Origin of the sequence: Panacibacter microcysteis (assembly GCF_015831355.1) — a bacterium.
Lineage (GTDB): Bacteria > Bacteroidota > Bacteroidia > Chitinophagales > Chitinophagaceae > Panacibacter > Panacibacter microcysteis.
Genome location: NZ_JADWYR010000002.1, coordinates 833,410 through 853,228, shown reverse-complemented (window position 1 = coordinate 853,228; position 19,819 = coordinate 833,410). Strand labels below are relative to the sequence as shown.

At 41.6% G+C, this 19,819-nt stretch carries 16 protein-coding genes and 1 other RNA gene; 7 read left to right on the top strand and 10 right to left on the bottom strand.

The window, feature by feature from the left end; genetic code table 11:
- Nucleotides 1–69 precede the first annotated feature (69 nt).
- Nucleotides 70–168: signal recognition particle sRNA small type (ffs, locus tag I5907_RS15405), an RNA gene on the top strand.
- A 277-nt stretch (nucleotides 169–445) separates the two neighbouring features.
- On the top strand, nucleotides 446–1,255 hold the full coding sequence (locus I5907_RS15400; RefSeq protein WP_196991699.1) for an FkbM family methyltransferase: 810 nt from the start codon (nucleotides 446–448) through the stop codon (nucleotides 1,253–1,255).
- A gap of 3 nt (nucleotides 1,256–1,258) precedes the next feature.
- On the opposite strand, the gene I5907_RS15395 is transcribed toward I5907_RS15400, so the two are convergent.
- Nucleotides 1,259–1,645, bottom strand: coding sequence for a hypothetical protein (locus tag I5907_RS15395; RefSeq protein ID WP_196991698.1), 387 nt, complete (start codon nucleotides 1,643–1,645; stop codon nucleotides 1,259–1,261).
- Between the two features lie 158 nt (nucleotides 1,646–1,803).
- Here I5907_RS15395 and I5907_RS15390 point away from each other — a divergent pair, with 158 nt between their 5' ends.
- Nucleotides 1,804–2,424: an RNA polymerase sigma factor gene (locus tag I5907_RS15390; RefSeq protein ID WP_231402131.1), complete on the top strand. Its 621-nt coding sequence runs from the start codon at nucleotides 1,804–1,806 to the stop codon at nucleotides 2,422–2,424.
- On the top strand, nucleotides 2,408–3,571 hold the full coding sequence (locus tag I5907_RS15385; protein WP_196991697.1) for an outer membrane beta-barrel protein: 1,164 nt from the start codon (nucleotides 2,408–2,410) through the stop codon (nucleotides 3,569–3,571). The genes I5907_RS15390 and I5907_RS15385 overlap by 17 nt, the downstream gene beginning before the upstream one ends.
- A gap of 137 nt (nucleotides 3,572–3,708) precedes the next feature.
- On the opposite strand, the gene I5907_RS15380 is transcribed toward I5907_RS15385, so the two are convergent.
- Nucleotides 3,709–4,449 carry a GLPGLI family protein gene (locus tag I5907_RS15380; protein WP_196991696.1) on the bottom strand — a complete coding sequence of 247 codons (741 nt, stop codon included), beginning with the start codon at nucleotides 4,447–4,449 and terminating at the stop codon, nucleotides 3,709–3,711.
- Nucleotides 4,450–4,468: 19 nt separating this feature from the next.
- Nucleotides 4,469–7,264: an outer membrane beta-barrel protein gene (locus I5907_RS15375; protein WP_196991695.1), complete on the bottom strand. Its 2,796-nt coding sequence runs from the start codon at nucleotides 7,262–7,264 to the stop codon at nucleotides 4,469–4,471.
- Nucleotides 7,265–7,800: 536 nt separating this feature from the next.
- Here I5907_RS15375 and glgB point away from each other — a divergent pair.
- Complete coding sequence (glgB, locus tag I5907_RS15370) at nucleotides 7,801–9,783, top strand: 1,4-alpha-glucan branching protein GlgB (protein ID WP_231402130.1); 1,983 nt, start codon at nucleotides 7,801–7,803, stop codon at nucleotides 9,781–9,783.
- Between the two features lie 69 nt (nucleotides 9,784–9,852).
- Entirely contained in the window at nucleotides 9,853–10,770 is a 918-nt protein-coding gene (locus I5907_RS15365) for a PAS domain S-box protein (protein WP_196991693.1), read from the top strand.
- Nucleotides 10,771–10,930: 160 nt separating this feature from the next.
- On the opposite strand, the gene I5907_RS15360 is transcribed toward I5907_RS15365, so the two are convergent.
- The 3 genes from I5907_RS15360 to I5907_RS15350 form a co-directional block, all read right to left on the bottom strand.
- The gene (locus tag I5907_RS15360; RefSeq protein ID WP_196991692.1) at nucleotides 10,931–12,403 is read right to left on the bottom strand and encodes a hypothetical protein; all 1,473 of its coding nucleotides are present in this window, start codon (nucleotides 12,401–12,403) and stop codon (nucleotides 10,931–10,933) included.
- Entirely contained in the window at nucleotides 12,390–12,953 is a 564-nt protein-coding gene (locus I5907_RS15355) for an RNA polymerase sigma factor (RefSeq protein WP_196991691.1), read from the bottom strand. Before I5907_RS15355 ends, I5907_RS15360 begins: the two co-directional genes overlap by 14 nt.
- 384 nt (nucleotides 12,954–13,337) lie before the next feature.
- The gene (locus I5907_RS15350; RefSeq protein ID WP_196991690.1) at nucleotides 13,338–13,994 is read right to left on the bottom strand and encodes a metal-dependent transcriptional regulator; all 657 of its coding nucleotides are present in this window, start codon (nucleotides 13,992–13,994) and stop codon (nucleotides 13,338–13,340) included.
- 81 nt (nucleotides 13,995–14,075) lie between these two features.
- Here I5907_RS15350 and I5907_RS15345 point away from each other — a divergent pair, with 81 nt between their 5' ends.
- A complete protein-coding gene (locus tag I5907_RS15345) occupies nucleotides 14,076–16,538 on the top strand; it encodes a TonB-dependent receptor (protein ID WP_196991689.1) in 2,463 nt (820 codons plus the stop codon).
- A 205-nt stretch (nucleotides 16,539–16,743) separates the two neighbouring features.
- Here the strand turns inward: I5907_RS15345 and I5907_RS15340 are convergent, their stop codons facing one another.
- From I5907_RS15340 to I5907_RS15325, 4 genes are all read right to left on the bottom strand, one after another.
- Nucleotides 16,744–17,223, bottom strand: a complete 480-nt coding sequence (locus tag I5907_RS15340) for a hypothetical protein (RefSeq protein WP_196991688.1) — start codon at nucleotides 17,221–17,223, stop codon at nucleotides 16,744–16,746.
- Between the two features lie 149 nt (nucleotides 17,224–17,372).
- The gene (locus I5907_RS15335; protein ID WP_196991687.1) at nucleotides 17,373–18,677 is read right to left on the bottom strand and encodes a hypothetical protein; all 1,305 of its coding nucleotides are present in this window, start codon (nucleotides 18,675–18,677) and stop codon (nucleotides 17,373–17,375) included.
- On the bottom strand, nucleotides 18,674–19,234 hold the full coding sequence (locus I5907_RS15330; protein ID WP_196991686.1) for an RNA polymerase sigma factor: 561 nt from the start codon (nucleotides 19,232–19,234) through the stop codon (nucleotides 18,674–18,676). Before I5907_RS15330 ends, I5907_RS15335 begins: the two co-directional genes overlap by 4 nt.
- 59 nt (nucleotides 19,235–19,293) lie before the next feature.
- Complete coding sequence (locus I5907_RS15325) at nucleotides 19,294–19,764, bottom strand: hypothetical protein (RefSeq protein WP_196991685.1); 471 nt, start codon at nucleotides 19,762–19,764, stop codon at nucleotides 19,294–19,296.
- Nucleotides 19,765–19,819 lie beyond the last annotated feature (55 nt).

The following is a 19,819-nucleotide window of genomic DNA, read 5'->3' as shown; positions in this document are numbered from 1 at the left end:
GCCCATACTAAAATTTACTTTACATTTTTTAATGTCTTTGTTTTTTAAAATCATCGCTTATATTTGCAGCGGCAGGTCTTACACGACCAGCTCGCTTTGAACCTCCCCAGGGCAGGAATGCAGCAAGGATATTAGCTTGAGCGGTGCGATGTAATTAGCCTGCCATTTTTTATTGCTCAAACCTTGAAAGGGTTTTCCAAATAATATAAACTGAACAGGAAACGTTCAGTTTTTTTATTTTTAATAATTATGAACCCGGCTGTAGGATAAGTATTAAGCTGTGGTTGCGTCGCACTCTTGTACTGTAAGAATGCAATGCACCAGACGCACTGCATACTTCAGCCGATATTAACCAAAACATACAATTATTGCTGCAATGAAATATATCAGGTATTACAAATACTATTTATGCCGGGTTTTATCAAAAACCGGGCTGTTGAAAAGCATGTCGGCAACCTTTACAGCCAGGCTTGGCGATAAAAAGTTTAAAGTGCCGGTAGTTAACGGTTATGGTTACTATAACCTTTTTCCAAACCAGGAAGTGTGGATGGAAACACTGGTAAAGCAAATGATGCAAGAAAGACCCGGTGCCATTATAGATGTAGGTGTGAATATCGGGCAAACATTACTAAAGATAGCTTCTATCAATAGCAGCACCGCTTACTATGGTTTCGAACCTAATCCGCTTTGTTATGCATACTGTTCCGAACTGGTAAAAGTAAATGCCCTGAACAGCTTTAATGTATACCCCGTGGGGCTTTCCTCAAAAGCGGAAGTATTGGATCTTTATGGTGATAATGAATACGCATCAGGCGCCAGCCTGGTAGAAAACTTCAGGGTTAATACACAAAAATATTCGGTTATTCACCGTGTGCCGGTAATGCGTGGGGATGATGTATTGTTGAAAACAAATATTGAAACAATCAGCTTTATTAAGATAGACGTAGAAGGAGCTGAACTGGAAGTGATACAGGGCCTGAAAGAAACGCTTTTACAATTTAAGCCACCGGTAATCATGGAAATTTTGCCTGTATATAATACAGCAACTGAAAACGGAAAAATGAGGAAAATGAGGCAGGATGCGTTACAGCGCCTTTTGCACGAATGGCAATACAATATTTATTTAATTGACGAAAGCAATGTGAAACTGCAGTTCGTTGAAGATATACCTGTGCATGGAGATATGAACAGGACAAATTATGTGATGCTGCAAGCCGGCCAGGAAAAACAGTTTGAAAAGCTGCTATCAATGTAGGGTTTAATTTTTTCGTTTCCTGTTATCGAACAACTCTTGTTCTGTATATAACTTTCCTTCGTCTGCAGTTTTCTTAATATAAATAATTATCTGTTTGCTTAAAGAGGGTTTTTCTCTTAAAGTAGCTGTAACAACTACAGAGTCTTTATCGTAAGCAGAATCGACGATGAGACTGTTACCATCCCACTTTCCGGTATTGCTTTTAAAAAGCACCTCTTTTTGAGATAAAGGCAGATACCTGCCGTTACTCAGTTTGCCATCTAAGTTGATGTAATTATACCTTCCTTTCTTCAGACTATCCGTATACAAATGAAAATCGATGCTTTCGATTTCCTGTGCTTGTACACCGGCTGCCATCAATAATGCTGCAAATAGTAATATAAGCTTCATAACTTCTTGCTTTAACCAAAGTAATACCATTCGATATGAATGAGTCATAAATATTAAATAAAGTTGCAAACAGCAGGTGAATTGTTTTGTAAGACCTTATTCTAAATTAAATATTAACTTCGATAAAATATGTTTTACAGGCAACCGCCATTTACCACATGCGTATTATTCCTATAAATAACACATACGGCCGCAGCGAGCCCGAACTTTTAAAGGTAATGATAGAGGGCTGCAAAATAGGAGACAGGCGATGTCAGAAAGCTTTCTATGAGAAGTTTTTTGGTTACGCACTCAAAATTGTTTTCAGGTATATATATCGATACGATAAATCAGTTGATACGGTACATGATGGTTTTGTAAAGGTTTTCAAAAATATTGCTGCCTTTGAATGTACCAATGACAAAGACCTGGAGAAAATTTTGTTTGGCTGGATCAGGCGTATTATGGTAAACACCGCCATAGATGAGCTACGCAAGAATAACATGATACCTGAAATTGGCGGTATGCCTGATTACATTTGGGAAGAACCGGATGAAAGCGGCAACGCAGATCAACTGGTGCTTTACAAGGAACTGATCAAAGAAATAAAAAAACTGCCTCCTTCTTATCGTGCAGTTTTCAACATGTTTGTGTTAGATGGATTAAGTCACCTGGAAATTGCAACCTTATTGGGTATTTCTGTTGGAACTTCAAAATCGAGCCTGTCAAAGGCCCGGCATCAACTGCAAAAAAATATTTTAAAGCATTCGCTCGAAGTAAGCCATGTCGTACATCAATGAAAATATTGACGAGTTTTTTCAAAATGCGGCTGAAGACTATCCTCTCAAAACAAGCGTAGCTGACTGGGAAACATTTAGCCAAAAATTACCGCCTATTAGCAACAGGGGCAGCAAATTTGCTGATTACCGATTTGTCGTTGCTGTTTCTGCATGTATACTTTTTATTGTTGCTCCATTCAGCCTTGAAACTCCATTGCAGAAAGTGTATGCAGAAAAACATAACAGATTTGAAAATAGTGCGGCCGGAATTTTAGCAAATCATGCAGCAGCAAAAGGCCTTACAGAGAATAACAAAAATAACACACGGTCTCTTTCAGTATTTGCGGAAGAGTATTATGATGTAACTACACAGGTTGCAGAAGCAAATCAACCAAACACAGTCTTTAGGTCGGCAGATGCACGTGTTGCAAAACTGCAGGATAAACCTTTTGCCCCCGAAATAGCAAACACAGAAAACATTTTACCGCCGCAACATGATGCAGTTACGGCAGAGTTATTGTTTGAAGCAAATAAAGTTGAGACAAGCACAAAAAATACAATAAAACTGAATACCCAATCGCGCAGAAGATTGTATATAGGGGCAACACTTGCACCTGAAATTTCTAATGTAAAACACCAATCTGTAACCAAGCCAGGTTTTACCGGTGGCTTTCTCGCTGGTTATAAAGTTAACAGCAAATTACAGGTAGAAATTGGGATGGCGCTTTCGCACAAATATTATTATACAAAAGGTAAATATGCACCCCCCGATGTTATAAGAAGGGGTGAACAACCGGTAGATAACGTAAATGCATTTACAAGTGTAACGGAGATACCACTTACGTTGCAGTATAATTTCAGGAGCAGTGGCACAAGCCGTTCATTTGCTTCTGTGGGAACAATATCAAGCCTTGTACATAAAGACAGGTACAACTTTGACTATAATAAAAACGGCGAAGAGCGTTCTGGCTCCAGGCGCTATAATAAATCTGCTGACAATCTTTTTACTGCCATACAAATCAGCGCCGGGTATGAAAGAAAACTGGGCAATATTGGTAATGTAAGAATAGAGCCTTACTACCGGCTGCCGCTGAATGGTATTGGATCGGCCAACCTGCCAGTTACGAGTATTGGTATTAACTTTGGCCTTACACGTTTTATAAAATAACCAGTGCGCTTATACAATTATTGCCGGCATAATTAAAACATAAGCGGACCGAACCTTGCTGAATAAAGAACAGAACGTACAAGTGAGTGACACAACCGAAGCTTAATAGTAGCAATACTGCCGGATGCTACATTAAACTATATCATTATCTGGATAATATATCTCCTGGCCCATTTCCCCCAATCTTTCATCCTGTCCTGGAGTGTTGTCAGTAATGCTGTATTGGAAATTTTTTTGCCTTTGGCGGGTGCTTTTAAAGAAGCTTCGGGGATTTGTTCGTTATAAACTTTTGTGGCAAACCAGGTAATGTGTTCGTGCGGAATGGCGAGGCCAAGGATCATGCCCGGCAGGCCTGTAAAAGATTCGGGGCCGCCGCCCGGAATAATGCTTTCGGTGTAAAAAGCTACGATATAAATAGAGTCCATGATGAGTGCATTTGCGCGCCTGCACTCGAAACCTGCAATGGTCCTGGTTTCGTCTGTAATCTTCCAGTTTATTTTACGTGCCGTATCACTGATAAGAAACCCCTGCTCGTAAACATTTTTGCGGCTTGTACTTAGGTGCGACTGAAGATCGGTGAAAATGATATTGTCTTCTGCAGGGCTTTGCCACATGCGGTTGTTGTCAGTGTTTTCACGGCCGGGCTGGTATAAGGTTTTATCACCATTGAACGTAAGATCAAAGTAAGTGATCTTAAATTGCGGTGTTGTTTTCTTCATCAGGTCGCGCCACGCAGCATCTTCATCATCATCGAGGGCAGCATACAAATTGATCTTTTTTTCATACTCAATTCTTCCCTGCGTTAGAAAAATGGCATTTTGTGCTTTGCTTAAAAAGCCGGAAAAAAACAATGCGGTTATAATGATTACAGACTTCATGTAAAAGGTTCTTTTAAGATTATTGCATACCGGGTGCAGTAGTTCCTGCCTTAGTAAAATTCCATACAAGCGACAAAAGGAAAAATCGCTGAATGGTGCTATAAGTTCTTTGTGAGATATAATTGCTGTTAACGGTACGGTCGAAGCCAATATTCTGGTTCAGCAAATCGTGGCCGGTAACTTTTACCAGCAGGTTTTCTTTCTTCATAAACTTCTTGCCCACCCATGCGTTCCAGAGAATAACATTATTATTGGTACTGAACACTTCTGTCTTTTGCCTGAAATTAAAGTCACAATCAGAATGTATCTGGAATTTAAGTGGCAGAAATACATCGAAACTGGTGTTGATATTAAAGGTCCAGTATTTTGTGGGCAAACCTGTTTGAATAGATGATTTACTGGTAGTATAAGTGGCAGAAGGTGAAACATAAAAACTATATTTCTTTTCTTTATCCTTATTAATGTTAAGTCCCAGGGTATAACTGCCGCTGTTAGTGGTATTGAGGCTATCATTTACAATGCTCACATAACGGCTTCCGTTTACATTCGCATTAAGGCCTATTCTTGTCTCCAGCTTTTTCAACTTGATACCATAATCCATATATGCATAGATAGAGCGGTTACCATCTACATTTACCGACTGGTAAACGCGCTTGCCGGTAGACGGGTCAACAAAGTCTCTGCTGCCAATTGCATTCTGGGTAAAAGTGTAGCCCACATTTGTCCAGATGTTACGCTCAGTAAGCACTTTAAAGTCAAAAAAGCCGAGGTTGATGTTGCTTCTGAAAGCTGGTTTAAGATCGGGGTTACCAATGGCAATATTCAGCGGGTCATCATTCGTGGCTACCGGTTGTATCTGCTGAATAGATGGTTGTTCGGTGCTTCCATTGTAACGAAGGAATACCCTTCTTTGCTGGGAAAAATTATAGGAAAAATTGGCCTGCGGAAACCAATTCACAAAGCTGCGCCTGACCGTTGTTTTTGAGATCATGTCTTTCTGATCGAAACTGGTAATACCTACATTGGTACCGGCATTAAATTTCAATTTCTTCCTGAATAAACTATAATTGGCACCTGCCCGGTGTGTAAATACATTGAATGCATAATCATTGCTGAAAATACTGTCTACGATCGTATACTTACCTTCATTGCTTTTGTTATAAGAACTTCTTTCTGAATTACTGTTATTGATAACAACACCATAATTAACGACTATAGAAGAAACCTTCGACAACGGCTCGGAGTAAGTTATTTTGGAATCGAATGAAATATTCTTAGAATTATAGGCTTTGTACTGGTCGGTTATTTCATTGGTCTCTGCGCCGTTGTTAAAGAACCGGTTGTCAGCATACAAATATCCATCAGATGTGTTGTTCGAAAATTTCTCACGTAGGTTAAAAGATACAGTTCTCCCTTTTTTCTTCAGCTTCTTTTTCCAAAGAATATTACTGTTTACCGTGCGGTTATCACCAATGGTAGAAGTGTTGCGCTGGGAGTTATTGATAGGCGATTTGTCGTTGCCCAACGCTTCGGAATAATCTGTACTGCGTGTTGTTTTATGGTCTATGCCGCCGTCTGCTGTTATCCTGATAGAAGAAGTTGTATCAAATGTATATTCATAGCTGCCGTTACCACGGTTGCGTAAAATTTCGTTGGCAAAATTTTGCGTGGAATTATTGTAAAAAGAGGTTGAATCCGGCAGAATAGATTGCGCTTCTGTAGCACTGTTACCCGTTACATGCAATTGCATGATCTTATAGTTTAGGTTCAGGTTGTTTTTATCATCATTCCACTTATTGTTGTAATGTACTCCGCCTGTTTGTACCAGTGGGTATCCCTGCCCGTTGTATCTTCCGTCCCAGGAATCAAGGTCGTCTCCACCGCCTTCAATAAAGAAGTAGCCACCGGTTTCATCATAGTCTGCATTGCCCAATGGATTATCGCCAAAATTACTTTGATCCTGCCAGTTGAGGCCCGATGTACCGGTGTTTGAAACGATACCGTACAATGCAATTTTTTGCTTGTTCTTAAACGAATTGATCATCGCCTGGTTATCATGATACCCATCTGTACCTGCACCTGCATTGATCTTGCCGAAATAGCCATTCTTTTTATTGTCTTTCAACTTCAGGTTCAATGTTTTTTGCCGTTCTCCGTCATCTATACCGGTAAAATTGGCCTGGTCACTTTTTTTGTCAAAAACCTGCACTTTATCAATCATGTCTGCGCGCAGGTTCTGGGTCACAAGCGTGGGGTCATCGCCAAAAAATTCTTCCCCATCCACCAACACTTTTTGTACCTTCTCGCCCTGGGCCGTTATCTGCCCGTTTCTGTCAACCTGTATACCAGGTAGTTTCTTCAGCAGGTCTTCTACAGATGCGTTTGGCTGTACGCGAAAACTATCTGCATTATATTCAGTGGTGTCACCCTTTACACGTATGGCGCTTATAGTTTGCCGTACAATCACCTCCTGCAAAAGGTTTGCTTTCAGAATAACAGGTATGGTGCCAAGATCCATGGCTGCGGCTGAGTCTTTTATGGTTAGATTTTCAACATAGTCCGCATATTTGGGATAGGTGATCAGCAATACGTATTTGCCGGTATCAATACCTTTTAATTCAAACGCGCCATTCGTATTGGTTCGGGTAAATTTTACAAGTATCGAATCTTTGCCGCGCAACAGTGCAACGGTGGTATTAGCAAGGTTTTCCCGGCTGCTTGTATCTCTTATGATTCCTTTTACAGAAGAGGTTTGCGCATATGATACAGTTGAAAAAAAGACGACCGTAAAAAGCAATAACAGGTTTCTTTTCATACGTTGGTAAAAGGTTAAGTTGCAGTAAACTGCAATTATGTAATTACTATGTACCAGGCTGTTGAATAAGCATCAGGCATCCGTTGCGTCGCACTCTTCAACTGCAGGAACTTATTTGAGCAAAGCGAAAACAGGAACGATCTCCGCGCAAATGATTGCCGGCAGTGCTATCGTTGCTTGTTTTCTACGTTTTCAGCATATACCTGCATCTGATCTGCAGCCATTCATCTCCTGAAAATCTTACGCCCATGCAAAAAGCAATTCTGTATTTCAGCAGTTTTTTGTTCACAAAAACCAATAGTCGAAGAATAAAAATGTTTGCAAGGAAAAAGCCTGAAAAATCGCACAAATCATTGAAGCACAGTCCTGGTTATAACGCCGTGAAATTGTGTAAATAAATGCAGAAAGCAATTTTACTATTCCTAATTTTACGTTAATGGTTCTTATATACTTTAAACGGTTAGCACATGCCAGCGAAATCAAATTCAGCTAAGACACAATCAAAAGGTGATTCCATAAAAAAAACGAAAAAAAATTTGAAGCACGACAACAGTGATCAGCAGCCTATACAAAATACACCTCCCAAATACGAGGATATACATTTTGTTGACAGTACAAAACCTGTATGGAATTATTCCTTGTTTTCGCAGGAAGACATTCAAAACTTTCAGCAGGGCACACACTACAGGTTATACGAACTGTTTGGCAATAAACAACTGAATGTACTGGGTACACCAGGTACCTATTTTGCTGTATGGGCACCAAACGCTACACAGGTAAGCGTTACAGGAAATTTTAATAACTGGGAAAAAGATGCCCATCAGCTTTTTGTACGGTTAGATCACTCAGGTATATGGGAAGGTTTTATACCGCATGTTGTAGCCGGGGAATCATACAAATATCACATACACGGTTTCCAGGGCATACAACTTGACAAGGGAGACCCTTTTGCCCATTTATGGGAAATGCGCCCTTTAACAGCATCCATTACATGGGGCACTTTTTATGAGTGGAAAGATGAAGCATGGATGCAGCAAAGAACGGAGCACAATAAACTTACAGCTCCCTGGAGCGTGTACGAAGTGCACCTCGCAAGCTGGATGCGGCCAGATAAATTTGATGAAGAGTCTTACAATACCTATGCGCAAATAACTGAGAGACTTGTTCCCTATGTAAAGGAAATGGGTTTTACCCATGTTGAATTCATGCCTGTTATGGAACACCCTTTCGACGGAAGCTGGGGATACCAGGGCACCGGATTTTTCGCACCCACTTCACGTTTTGGTGCTCCCCAGGATTTTGCTGCTATGGTAGACGCATTTCACCAGGCCGGCATTGGTGTAATACTCGATTGGGTTCCTTCGCATTTCCCGTACGATTCACATGGACTCTTTATGTTCGATGGCACGCATACATATGAATATGCAGACATGCGAAAGGGCTATCACCCGGACTGGAATTCCTATATTTTCAATTATGCACGGGGCGAGGTAAAAAGTTTTCTTATCAGCAGCGCCAGGTTCTGGTGCGACCGCTTTCATGCAGACGGTTTGCGTGTAGATGCAGTAAGTTCAATGCTGCGGCTCGATTACAGCCGCAATGCAGGACAGTGGGAACCCAATGAATTTGGCGGCAATGGTAACCTGGAAGCCATTGAGTTCATCAAAGACCTCAACGCTACTTTATACAGGGATTTCTCCGGCATACAAACAATAGCAGAAGAAGCTACCGATTGGCCAAAGATCAGTAAACCGTTGTACGATGGCGGCCTCGGCTTTGGTATGAAATGGATGATGGGCTGGATGCATGATACGCTCGATTACTTCAAAATGGATCCAATCTACCGACAGTTCCACCAGGATAAATTCAGCTTTAGCATGATGTATTTTCACGACGAAAATTTCATGCTTCCGTTAAGCCACGACGAAGTGGTTCATGGCAAAAGTCCCATGCTGTACAAAATGCCTGGCGATGATTGGCAAAAATTTGCCAACCTGCGTTTGCTATACACCTACATGTTCACACATCCTGGTGGCAAACTACTCTTCATGGGCAATGAGTTTGCAGCAACTACCGAATGGAATTACAAAAGCGAACTGCAGTGGAACCTCCTCAATTTTGTAAGCCATGGCGGCATGAAATATTGCATCCAAAAACTGAACGAATTATACCGGGGCGAGCCTGCATTGCACGAAAAACAATTCGATCCCGGTGGTTTCGAATGGGTAGACCTCAATCATCGGGCAGATACAGTACTAAGTTTCAGAAGAAAAGGAGAGAACCCCAAAGACGACATCGTTGTTATTTTAAATATGACGCCGCTGGTACGCAACAATTGGGAAGTACATGTACACGGCAAAAACAACTGGAAAGAAATTTTCAACAGCGACAGCAAAGAATTCTGGGGTACCGGTGATGTTTTCAACCCCGAGATCAAAGCTGAAATGGTTGACGGAGATGATAACTGGTATAAGTTAAAAATTCACCTGCCCGCCCTCAGTGCAGTTGTAATAAAGTAATAAAATACTGTAGCGCCTATGTAAAGTTTGTAGTAAATTTTTACTCATATTTACAGCCACGCTACTACCATGATTCCTAACTGGCTAAAACATTCCAAGACTAACCTTGTACTGCTCTTTGATAGCAACGGCAACGTCAGGGAGTACAATGATGCGCTGGCAAAAGCTTTTTGCGTTTCCGGTAAACTCCTGTTTACCAGCGAAATCTTTACCGGCACTGAGTTTGAAGAATTTCAACATCTGAGCAATGTAGTATTAAACGACTCTTTCGCTCATATCGAATTTATTTCGCACGATCCGCAGAGCAATCTTTACACATGGGAATTTACCCTTTTTACTGAAAACATCATCATTGGCATCGCCCAGCAAAACAGTGTAACCAAAAGAACACAGTCTATCATTAAAGAATCCCATCTTATTGATAGCTTCATGAACAACAGTCCCGCCTCCGCGTGGATCTGCGATGCCGCAGGCCGGCTCCTGAACATGAACAGGTACTATCTTGCCTTCACAGGGCTTTCCATAAACGATATTGGCAAAAGCCTGTGGGACATCTTTCCGCAACACCTTGCAGATTTATACCAGCTCAACAATAATATTGTGCTTACTACGCAAAAAGTGCTGAAAACAGAAGAAATCAGCATCGACCTGAAAGGCAGAACCAGGAACTTCCTGGTATATAAATTCCCGCTTACAACAATTGATCATAATAAACTCGTCGGCGGCTGGGCCATCGATATTACCGAGTTAAAAGCAGCAGAGCAAAAAGTTTACGAGCACGATCTGAAAATAAAGGAACTCGCATTTTTACAGTCGCACGAAGTAAGAAGGCCACTGGCAAATATGTTAGGTTTACTCGAGCTTATCAGGACAGATGTAAGCAATGTTATAGAACCATCATTAAAAGATATGCTGCTGTACATTCAGCTAAGCGCAACAGAACTGGATAATGAAATAAAGCGTGTGATAGACAGGCTGCAGGCGTAAAAAATAATGTTACCGGCAGTATATCTTTTGGCATCGCCTGTTGTGTCACTCACTTGTACGTTCCACTCTTATGGCAGCTTTGGCGATCACAAATACCAACTGGCTTAACACCGCTCATTACCGTATTGTAGTTGCGATTGTTTTATATTTATTGTTCTGATTATCTTTTATTAAAGTAGTACCGCGCCTGCAAACCCCACGCAAAGAAATGTTGCTTTGTACTATAGTTTTTCGTTACGCTGCCAGGAGAATATTGCGCCTGCGGGCCAAACGTAAGTGTGTGATCATTGTGGAACCGCAAGTTGGCGTTTAAACCAACCAAAAAGTTTATCTGTGTTTTATTCAGCACGTCGTTGTTCTTATAAAAAGCCTGGTTATAACTGTCATAAATAAGTGCATCAGCACTAACAAGTCTCAATAAAGAAAAGCCTGCATCTGTGTTAAAGTAAAGCCTTTTATTATTGGTAAAACGATAACTGTAAAAAACCGGCACTCTTATAAAACGATACGTATTCGTTTGAGTAATATTGCCGCCGGCCGTATAAAAATTATCCAGCCTCGTTGATATTTGCGAGTTGTTGTAATTAAAATTGCCACCGGAGTCTTTCATAATGCCGGTCTGTATCTGCGTTTTCATTTGCAGGTATTCAATGCCCGCACTAATGCTGCTTCGTGGGCCAACAGGTTTTGTTGCCACCACACCTATTGCAAAAGATAACCTGGCCTTTACATCTTTTGCTTTGTTTTCATACACAAGGCTATCCCGCAAATATCCGTTTGCTGGCATGCCGGTTAGTTGCTCTGCGTAGGCCTTGTCCGCACCCGATAATCCGAGGTTAAATTTTTCAATCACATCACTCTTTCCATAAAAGGCTGTTAACCCAAGACTGATTTTCTTCTGTTTGTTAGCAGCGTTTTTTATATCGCGTTTAGTTGCTTCGGCAGTCACTTTTTTTGAAGTGTCAGGCATTATCAGTTTTTTGCTACTTCCATCATTTTTTTCAATTACCAGTGAGGTTCCGGCGCTTTGAGTAACGCTAACATGATCATCTGGCAGTTCGGTTGTTTGGTATGTTTCCGGGTCGGCTGTTTCTTTTTGCTTACTGATTGTTGGTTCTTCTGTTCCTGCAAAAAATTTTCCCGTTGCATTCTTGTCCGTATTCTTTTCATTGTTCGTGCGTAATACATCATCAGGGGTTGGATGATTGATAGCAGCCCGGCGTGTTGGGTTGCCTGTGTTTTTTGCTGTGGCTATGGCGTTAGGCAAAATTCTTTTTGCTGATTTTTCGGTTGCTGCAGGCTGCTCATTACTTTGTTTTTCCTCCCGGGCTATTGCTGCTGCTCCACTGGCATCAGGATTGGCAGGCGGGATGCGCTTAGTTTTTGTTATGGCTGCGTTGCTGTCTTCAAATCTTACAACAGTTGCAGCATAATTGCCGGAATAAAATTTATAATACACAAAATAGCCGCACACCGCAAAACCGGTAAGCAATAAGAAAAATGCAAAAAATCTTCTTCTCCGGTTGCTTTTGGGTATGCGCTTTTCAAGCGTTTCCCACACAGGTGCAGATGGAGTGATCTTCAACTCATCCATCAGATCTTTTACCTGTTTTTCAAATTCATTTTCCGGCATATCTTTCTTTTTTTACACCAACACTACTTTTGTGTTCCAGCCAGCTTGTTAATAAAGTTCTGGCCCTCATGTATTGAGATCTTGATGTACCCTCATGAATACCGAGCATTTTACCGATCTCCACGTGCGTATAGCCTTCCACCGCATGCAGGTTAAAGATTGCCTGGTAGCCTGTTGGCAACTGTCTTATCATGTCGGCAAGTTCTTTGGCGTTTAAAACAACAAGTGGAGTTGCTTCCTCAACGGGATGCATGGATACATCATCATAGGTGAATTCATAACTGTAAGGTTGATTTTTTTTGAGGTAATTGAGTGATGTCCTGACCATAATAGCCCTTATCCAGGCACCCAGTTCTCCATCAAAACGATATTGGTGCAGGTTTTTATACACTTTAATAAATCCTTCCTGCAAAACATCTTCTGCATCATTTACAGATTTGGTATATCGGTAGCAAACGGCCATCATTTGCGGCGCAAACAGGTCGTACAACTCCCGTTGAGCCGCAGGCAGGCATCTTAAACAGTCTTTTACCAGTCTTTTTTCATCCATCCGGGAGCTGTATGTTTATGCTGACACGGTATTGATAAAAAGCGTTGCATGTAAAAAATATTTTTACAGGCATATTTCACCGTAAGCATTATTGCTGCGGGCAGGTAATAAAAAAACATGCGCCGTGCCACAGTATATGCTGCGTGATGATGATAATGTGTATCAGTAATTAACCTGAACGAAAGAGACGACAGAAGTGTTTGTTACCACCTGAAAAGTTGTTCATATAATTGTTAAACGGAAAGGCATTGATTGAATTTTCGCTTCAATCTTCGCACTGCTGAATAAAGCATCAACAGTACAAGAGTGCGACGCAACGAAAGCCGGGCTTTGTAATGCAGCCGGGTTCATAAAAAAACTTTTCGTATACCTGCGTGTGATGCATCAGATAACGAACACGTTTTCGGCAAACTTCTGGCTTACACTCGAGGTTTTCCCGTTTACCTCAATGTCGATGGTTGCATCAAACTCGTGGCGTGCGGTTACTTTTATCTTGCTGCTGAGCCCGAGCCCAACCTTTACCGCATATTGCAAAAAAGATGCACTATTATCTTTTACAGCAATTAGTTTGCAGGTTTTACCTACCGCTACTTCTGATAATGTTTTGCGGGTCTGCATTTTAAGTTCGCCCCTGGCATTGGGGATAGGATCTCCATGAGGATCGAACTCAGGATAGGCCAGGAATTTTTCGAGCTTTTCAATCAGTTTCACAGAATGAATATGCTCAAGCTGTTCAGCCACTTCGTGTACTTCATCCCATGTAAACTCGAGGCATTCATATAAGAAGGTTTCCCATAGGCGATGTTTGCGGATGATCTCAATCGCCTGCTTTTTGCCAAAAGTTGTCAACGAAACTTTACCGTATTTCTCGTAATGGATCAGCTTTTTTTCTTTCAGTTTTTTCAGCATATCGTTTGCTGTAGCCGGCTTTACATTGAGCGTACCCGCAATCTCGTTTGTTCCTGCCTCTGATTTACCGGCGGTTTCAGCAGTTAGGTGGAACAAGGCTTTTAAATAATTTTCTTCTGTTTGCGAAAGCATGTTGTAAATGTAAGAAAGTAGATCAAAAATTAATTTTGTTAGACTAATCTAACTTTATACTTTTGTCTGCAAAACACTACATTGAAGACCAGCCTATACTTACCGCCAATATTTATTTTTACGCTGCTCAGTTTAAGCTTACAAGCGCAGGTAAAATTATCCGGCACTGTAACAACCGAAGGTTTTCCTGCACAGGGAGCAACGGTACGTATTGCTGAACTTCACCGGCAGACTTTAACCGGCAACAAGGGAGATTTTTTGTTTGCAGATATTCCTGCAGGCCTTTATACAATAACTGCCAATTATATTGGCTGCAACATGCATGAACAAAAGCTTTTTATTGATTCATCAGCGTTTACGCTAAACATTGCACTTTCAAAAACAGACAATAAACTGGAGGAAGTGGTGGTAACAGGCGTTTTCAAAGGATTGCTTGTTAAAGAAAACCCGGTGGCTATAACGAGTGTGTCGTTAAAAAAAATAGACCAGTCTGTTGAAACAAACATTATAGATGCGCTTGTTAAAAATGTACCTGGCCTCAACGTTGTAAAGACCGGCCCCAATGTCTCCAAGCCATTTATACGTGGCCTTGGCTATAACCGTGTGTTGACTTTATACGACGGCATAAGACAGGAAGGCCAGCAATGGGGCGACGAACACAGTATTGAAGTTGACGGCTACAACATAGAGAAAGCCGAAGTAATCAAGGGGCCTGCAAGTCTTATGTATGGCTCCGATGCATTGGCAGGCGTAGTGAGTCTATACCCGCAAAAACCGGAAAGTGCTGATAGTAAATTACACGGCAGAATCGTTTCTGAGTACCAGTCTAACAATAACCTTATTGGCAATGGCGTACAGGTCAATTATAACAATGGCCGGTTTTCATTTGCATTGACTGGCTCTGCACGATATGCAAAAAACTATCGCAACGCGTTGGAAGGCCGCGTGTATAACACCGGTTTCCGCGAAAAAAGCTTTTCTGTTTTTACAGGTTACACTACCAAAGCCGGCTATAGCCATTTGCGCTATACGTATTACAATAACCAGCAGGGTATACCGGATGGCAGCAGGGATTCTCTCACAAGAAAATTTACCTACCAGCAGTTTGAAGCAGGGGAGGATACAGTTAGCAAACGACCCCTTGCAGATGACGCAATGCTAAACAGTTACCGGCTTTCGCCACTGCACCAGCATATAGCACACCAGCGGTTATATACCCATCATTATTACAAAGCAGGCAACGGCAGCATTGATGTACTGCTGGGCTTGCAGCAAAACACCCGCAAAGAATATAACCACCCTACCGTGCCTGATAAGCCTGGTATGTTTGTAAAACTCAACACAATCAACTATGGCATCAGGTATAATACGCCTAAAATTTCCGGGTTTGAAACAGCGATCGGCATCAATGGTATGCTGCAAACCAACAGCAGCATCGACGCTACTGACTTTCCTATCCCGGACTATCAGTTGAAAGACGCCGGGCTATTTATTTATACCAAATGGAAAAAAGAAAAACTTACCGTTAGCGGCGGTATTCGATACGATGTAAGAAAGATCAACTGGGAAAATTTCTATGTAAAAAACAACCCGCTTTCCGGTTTTGATGGTAAGGTAACCGGTGCTGACACCATGGGTGCAACTTTGCAGTTTCCTGCTTACAACAAAACATTTCACGGTGTATCTGCAAGTGCAGGCTTTACATTGCAGTTAAGCAACAAACTTAATCTTAAGATCAATGTTGGCAGGGGTTACCGCTCTCCAAATATTACCGAGATGGCTTCAAACGGGCTAGATCCGGGAGCACACATTATCTACCTCGGCAACAGGAATTTTAAACCGGAATTTTCTTTGCAGGAAGATGTAGGCCTGAATTTCAACAGCACAAATTTATCCGCAGAACTGAGTGTGTTTAACAACCATATCAAAAACTATATTTACCTGTCATTGCTGGCAGATGAAAATGGCAATGCCATTACAGATGCACAGGGAAACAAAACATACCAGTATCGTCAATCCTCCGCGTGGTTGTATGGCGCAGAATTCTTTGCCTCATTTCATCCCCGCTATATCAAAGGTTTTGTTTTCGACAATAGTCTTTCCGTTGTATATGGCATCAACACAGATGAAGCTGTAAAAGGCAAAGGAATACAGGGGGCATACTTACCGCTTATGCCGCCATTAAAATGGCAAAGCACCATCATGCAAAAAATTGAAACAGGTCATGCGCTCATAACAACCGTTTCTGTAAAGGCCGAGCTTGAATATGTGGCAACACAGAACAGGTATTTAGGCCTCAACAACACAGAAACGAAAACACCTGGCTATACGCTTTTAAACGCCGGCCTGCATACAACTATACAATACAGTAAGGCAAAAAGCCTGCAGTTGTATCTCATCGCCAATAATCTTTTAAACAACACTTACCAGTCTCATTTAAGCAGGCTAAAATATTTCGAATATTATACAGCATCACCTGCAGGAACTTTTGGCATGTACAACATGGGCAGAAATGTATGTATAAAACTGGTGCTCCCTTTTTAGATAAAAAAATAAATATAATGTTGGGTGGTCAGCTGTATTACTACTATCAACACCTGTTGTGTCACTCACTTATACGTTCGGTACATTAGTCGGCACTGTGCAAGCACGCTTATTTCAATAAACGTTGTTGCCTGGCAGTACAGCTTACAGTAATAAAAAAACCACAACCTGTAAAGTTGTGGTTTAAGTATAACAAGCAGTAATCCTAAAATGTATAGCGAATGCCCGTACCGCCCCATCCACCTTCGAAGTAGTTATACCCCACAAAGTTGAAAGAAGGCTGCCAGTCCAGGAATATGTCTATCGGCACCCCTTTGAATTTATAATCAAGTCCGCCAATGCCGTCAATACCTATAGCAATACCGCCATCCCTGTCAGGGTAATCTTTTTTCCATTTATTGCTCCAGAAGCCAACGTGTACGCCAGGGCCGGCATACCATTTCAAACCATCTACGCCAGGTATATCGCCATGAAATTCATACAACGCAGTTGCCCGGGAGCCGTAATTCCAAAAATAAGCCAGCCCTTCAACTGCGCGGTTTTCCTTTACAAAATGCTTGATGGTAAATGCCGCAGGATAAATTTTTACACCAATAGCAGTGGTGTATTCGCTGCTCGTATTTTGTGCATTGGAAGTAAATGCAAAGCTTGTTACAACAAGGAGTACAAAGATTATTCGTTTCATAGTTGTGCTAATTAATAAATGGTGTCTTTTTGAATATGATGCAATAATATGCATGAAACGATGCATACATGTTCTATGTTATCAAATAACTTGTTAAAGTAAAGCTTATCCCCAGTGTGGAAAAATGCAGTAAAGTTGACAGGGAGATCTTATTTTATCCTGTATGTGAATTTAAACGTTAACAGGCTTGCCTTATCACCCTTTACGGCTTCGCCGCTCAGTAATGGTTTTACTCCCCCCTGGTATTGTAAACCAACAGAGAGCTTATTCAGGTCGTAGTTAAGACCTGCTGTATATCTTATATCTATTTTTCTTACATCAACCTGTTTGCTGTAAACGGGTGCCGCAGAAGGAGTAGGTATAAGTGTTCCGACATCGGTAAGGGCAACCCGGTCGCTGTTAAAATCATAGGGCTCAAGTGTAGTGTAACTTTTAGAAGAAAGCAGTCTTGATGCCTGTAAACCTGCACTAAACGACATGCGTTTTGTAAAATGAATACCGGCCTGTAAAGAAAGATCAGCATAATAAAGCCGCTTAAAATTGAGCGTCTCGTTGTACCTGCTTACATCAGATGATGTGTCGTTAATGTATACCGTCTTTTTCACACCACTTGTATTTGTAGACACAGGAGAGAAGAGCGCCAAACCTCCGCTCACAAAAACCACAGGCGAGACTTTGTATTTCACCTCTATCACAGGGTACGGTTGCAATCCTTTTGATATATTGCTCAATGAAAAATTCATACCAGCGCCAACACTGTATTGCCAGGCATGCGTGTTCTTGCCGGTTGTATTTTTCTTAGCTGCAACTTGTTGCGTCTGCGTGTTTTCAGTCTTATCAACCACTGCATTTTCCTGTGTATTGGTTTCATTGCTCACCAAATCCTTCGCCGCTGGCTCGTTCCCGCGTTTAAAATCAGTCGATGCACCGTCATTGATCTTCGTGTTTTGCGTAATATATCCGGGATCTGCTATAACCGGGGTTTTTGTAACCGGTTCAGATTTACCACGCACCATTTGCCTGTCAGGTTCGTCAGCACGCCTTACCGGTATAAAACGTTTACTTTCTCCTTCCTGGTTTGTATAACCATGCCTGCTTGCTTTCGCCCCATCAGCAACAGCGAGCGTACTGCTGTTTTGTTCAACCCCATTTGTGTTTGGTGTATTTTTTTGAGTTTCACCGCCTGCTGCTTTTTGCACCGTATTATTTGCAGCAGCTGTGGTAACTTGTTGCCGCATGTCGTCTCTCCTGGATTGAATTGTAAACAGTACCAGCGCTGTGCCCACAACAACAGATGCCACCCAGAATGCAAACCTTCGTTTTGTTCTTTTTGATGATACCGGCATCTCGGCGTCAAGCAGCTGGCGCATGCTGTTCCAGCCTTCATCCGCAGAAACTGGCGGCTGGTCATCCGGTTCGTTATCAAAAAAATAATATCTCAGGTCTTCACTCATATTTTGTAAGTTTTTTGCGGGCTGGTTATCTGCAGGCTTTCTCGTAACCTTTTACGTGCTTCAGAAAGATGCCAGCGGCTCGTGGTTTCCGTTATGTCCAGGTGCAATGCGATTTCTTTGTGTGAAAAGCCGTCAAAGGCAAATAGGTTAACAACGGTCCTGGTGATTGTGGGAAGCGCCTGCAGATGCCTCATCAGCTCTTCATGCTTCCAGCGGTGTTGCAAAGCAAAATCTTCATCACCCTGCTCCTGGATCTGGTCTATATGAACCAGCCTGATATCTTTCTTTGTGCTACGTAAATGATCAATGGCGGTGTTGATTACAATTGTTTTCAGCCAGGATTTAAACTGGCCGAGATTTTCTCTGTAAAGAGCAATATGTTTAAACGCTTTTAGAAATGCATCATTCACTATCGTAAGCGCCACATGATGATCGCATGAGTATCGCTGCGCAAGCCGGAACATATCTGCATAATAAAACCTATACAGTTTTTCCTGCGCAGTTCGTCGGTTCTGCCGGCAGTCTTCCAGTATTACCTGTAACTCCTCTTGCGTCAAAATATAGATTGTTTAAAAGGTGTTGCAAAAATGTATTAATTCATGCAACACCTTATACACTATTTTTTAAATGAAATTGTTTTTGTGATTTTATTAGCAGCTACCGTACTGTCAATAAAAGTAACCTTCAGTACAGAATCATTTAACGTTAAAACCTTCCACGAAACATACCTGGATGCAGGGTTTACGATTGCTAACTGGATAGAGTCCACATCAGTTTTATAGCCCCAGTAACCGTTACTGTAATTGAAAACAGTAGAATCGCACTTTACCGTGCCGTCCCTTAATTCAAACACACCATTGGCGCCAAAAAGGGTCATATCGTCAGTCATGCATGCGCTGAGCAAACTGCTGTCTCCACCGGGCGTTTCTTTTTTAGGTGTGGTAATGTCAACGATTTTCCAGTCTGTTTGTATCAGCTTCTGAACCTTTTCCGGCAACGGTTCAGGGTCAGGGTTTTTACACGCACCAAATGCCAATCCCGCCAGTACACTCACTGCAAGATATCTTACAAGCTTTTGCTTTTTCATATAAATATTCATGTGTTAATCTTGAAAAAAACTCCCGGGATTGTTATTAATAACG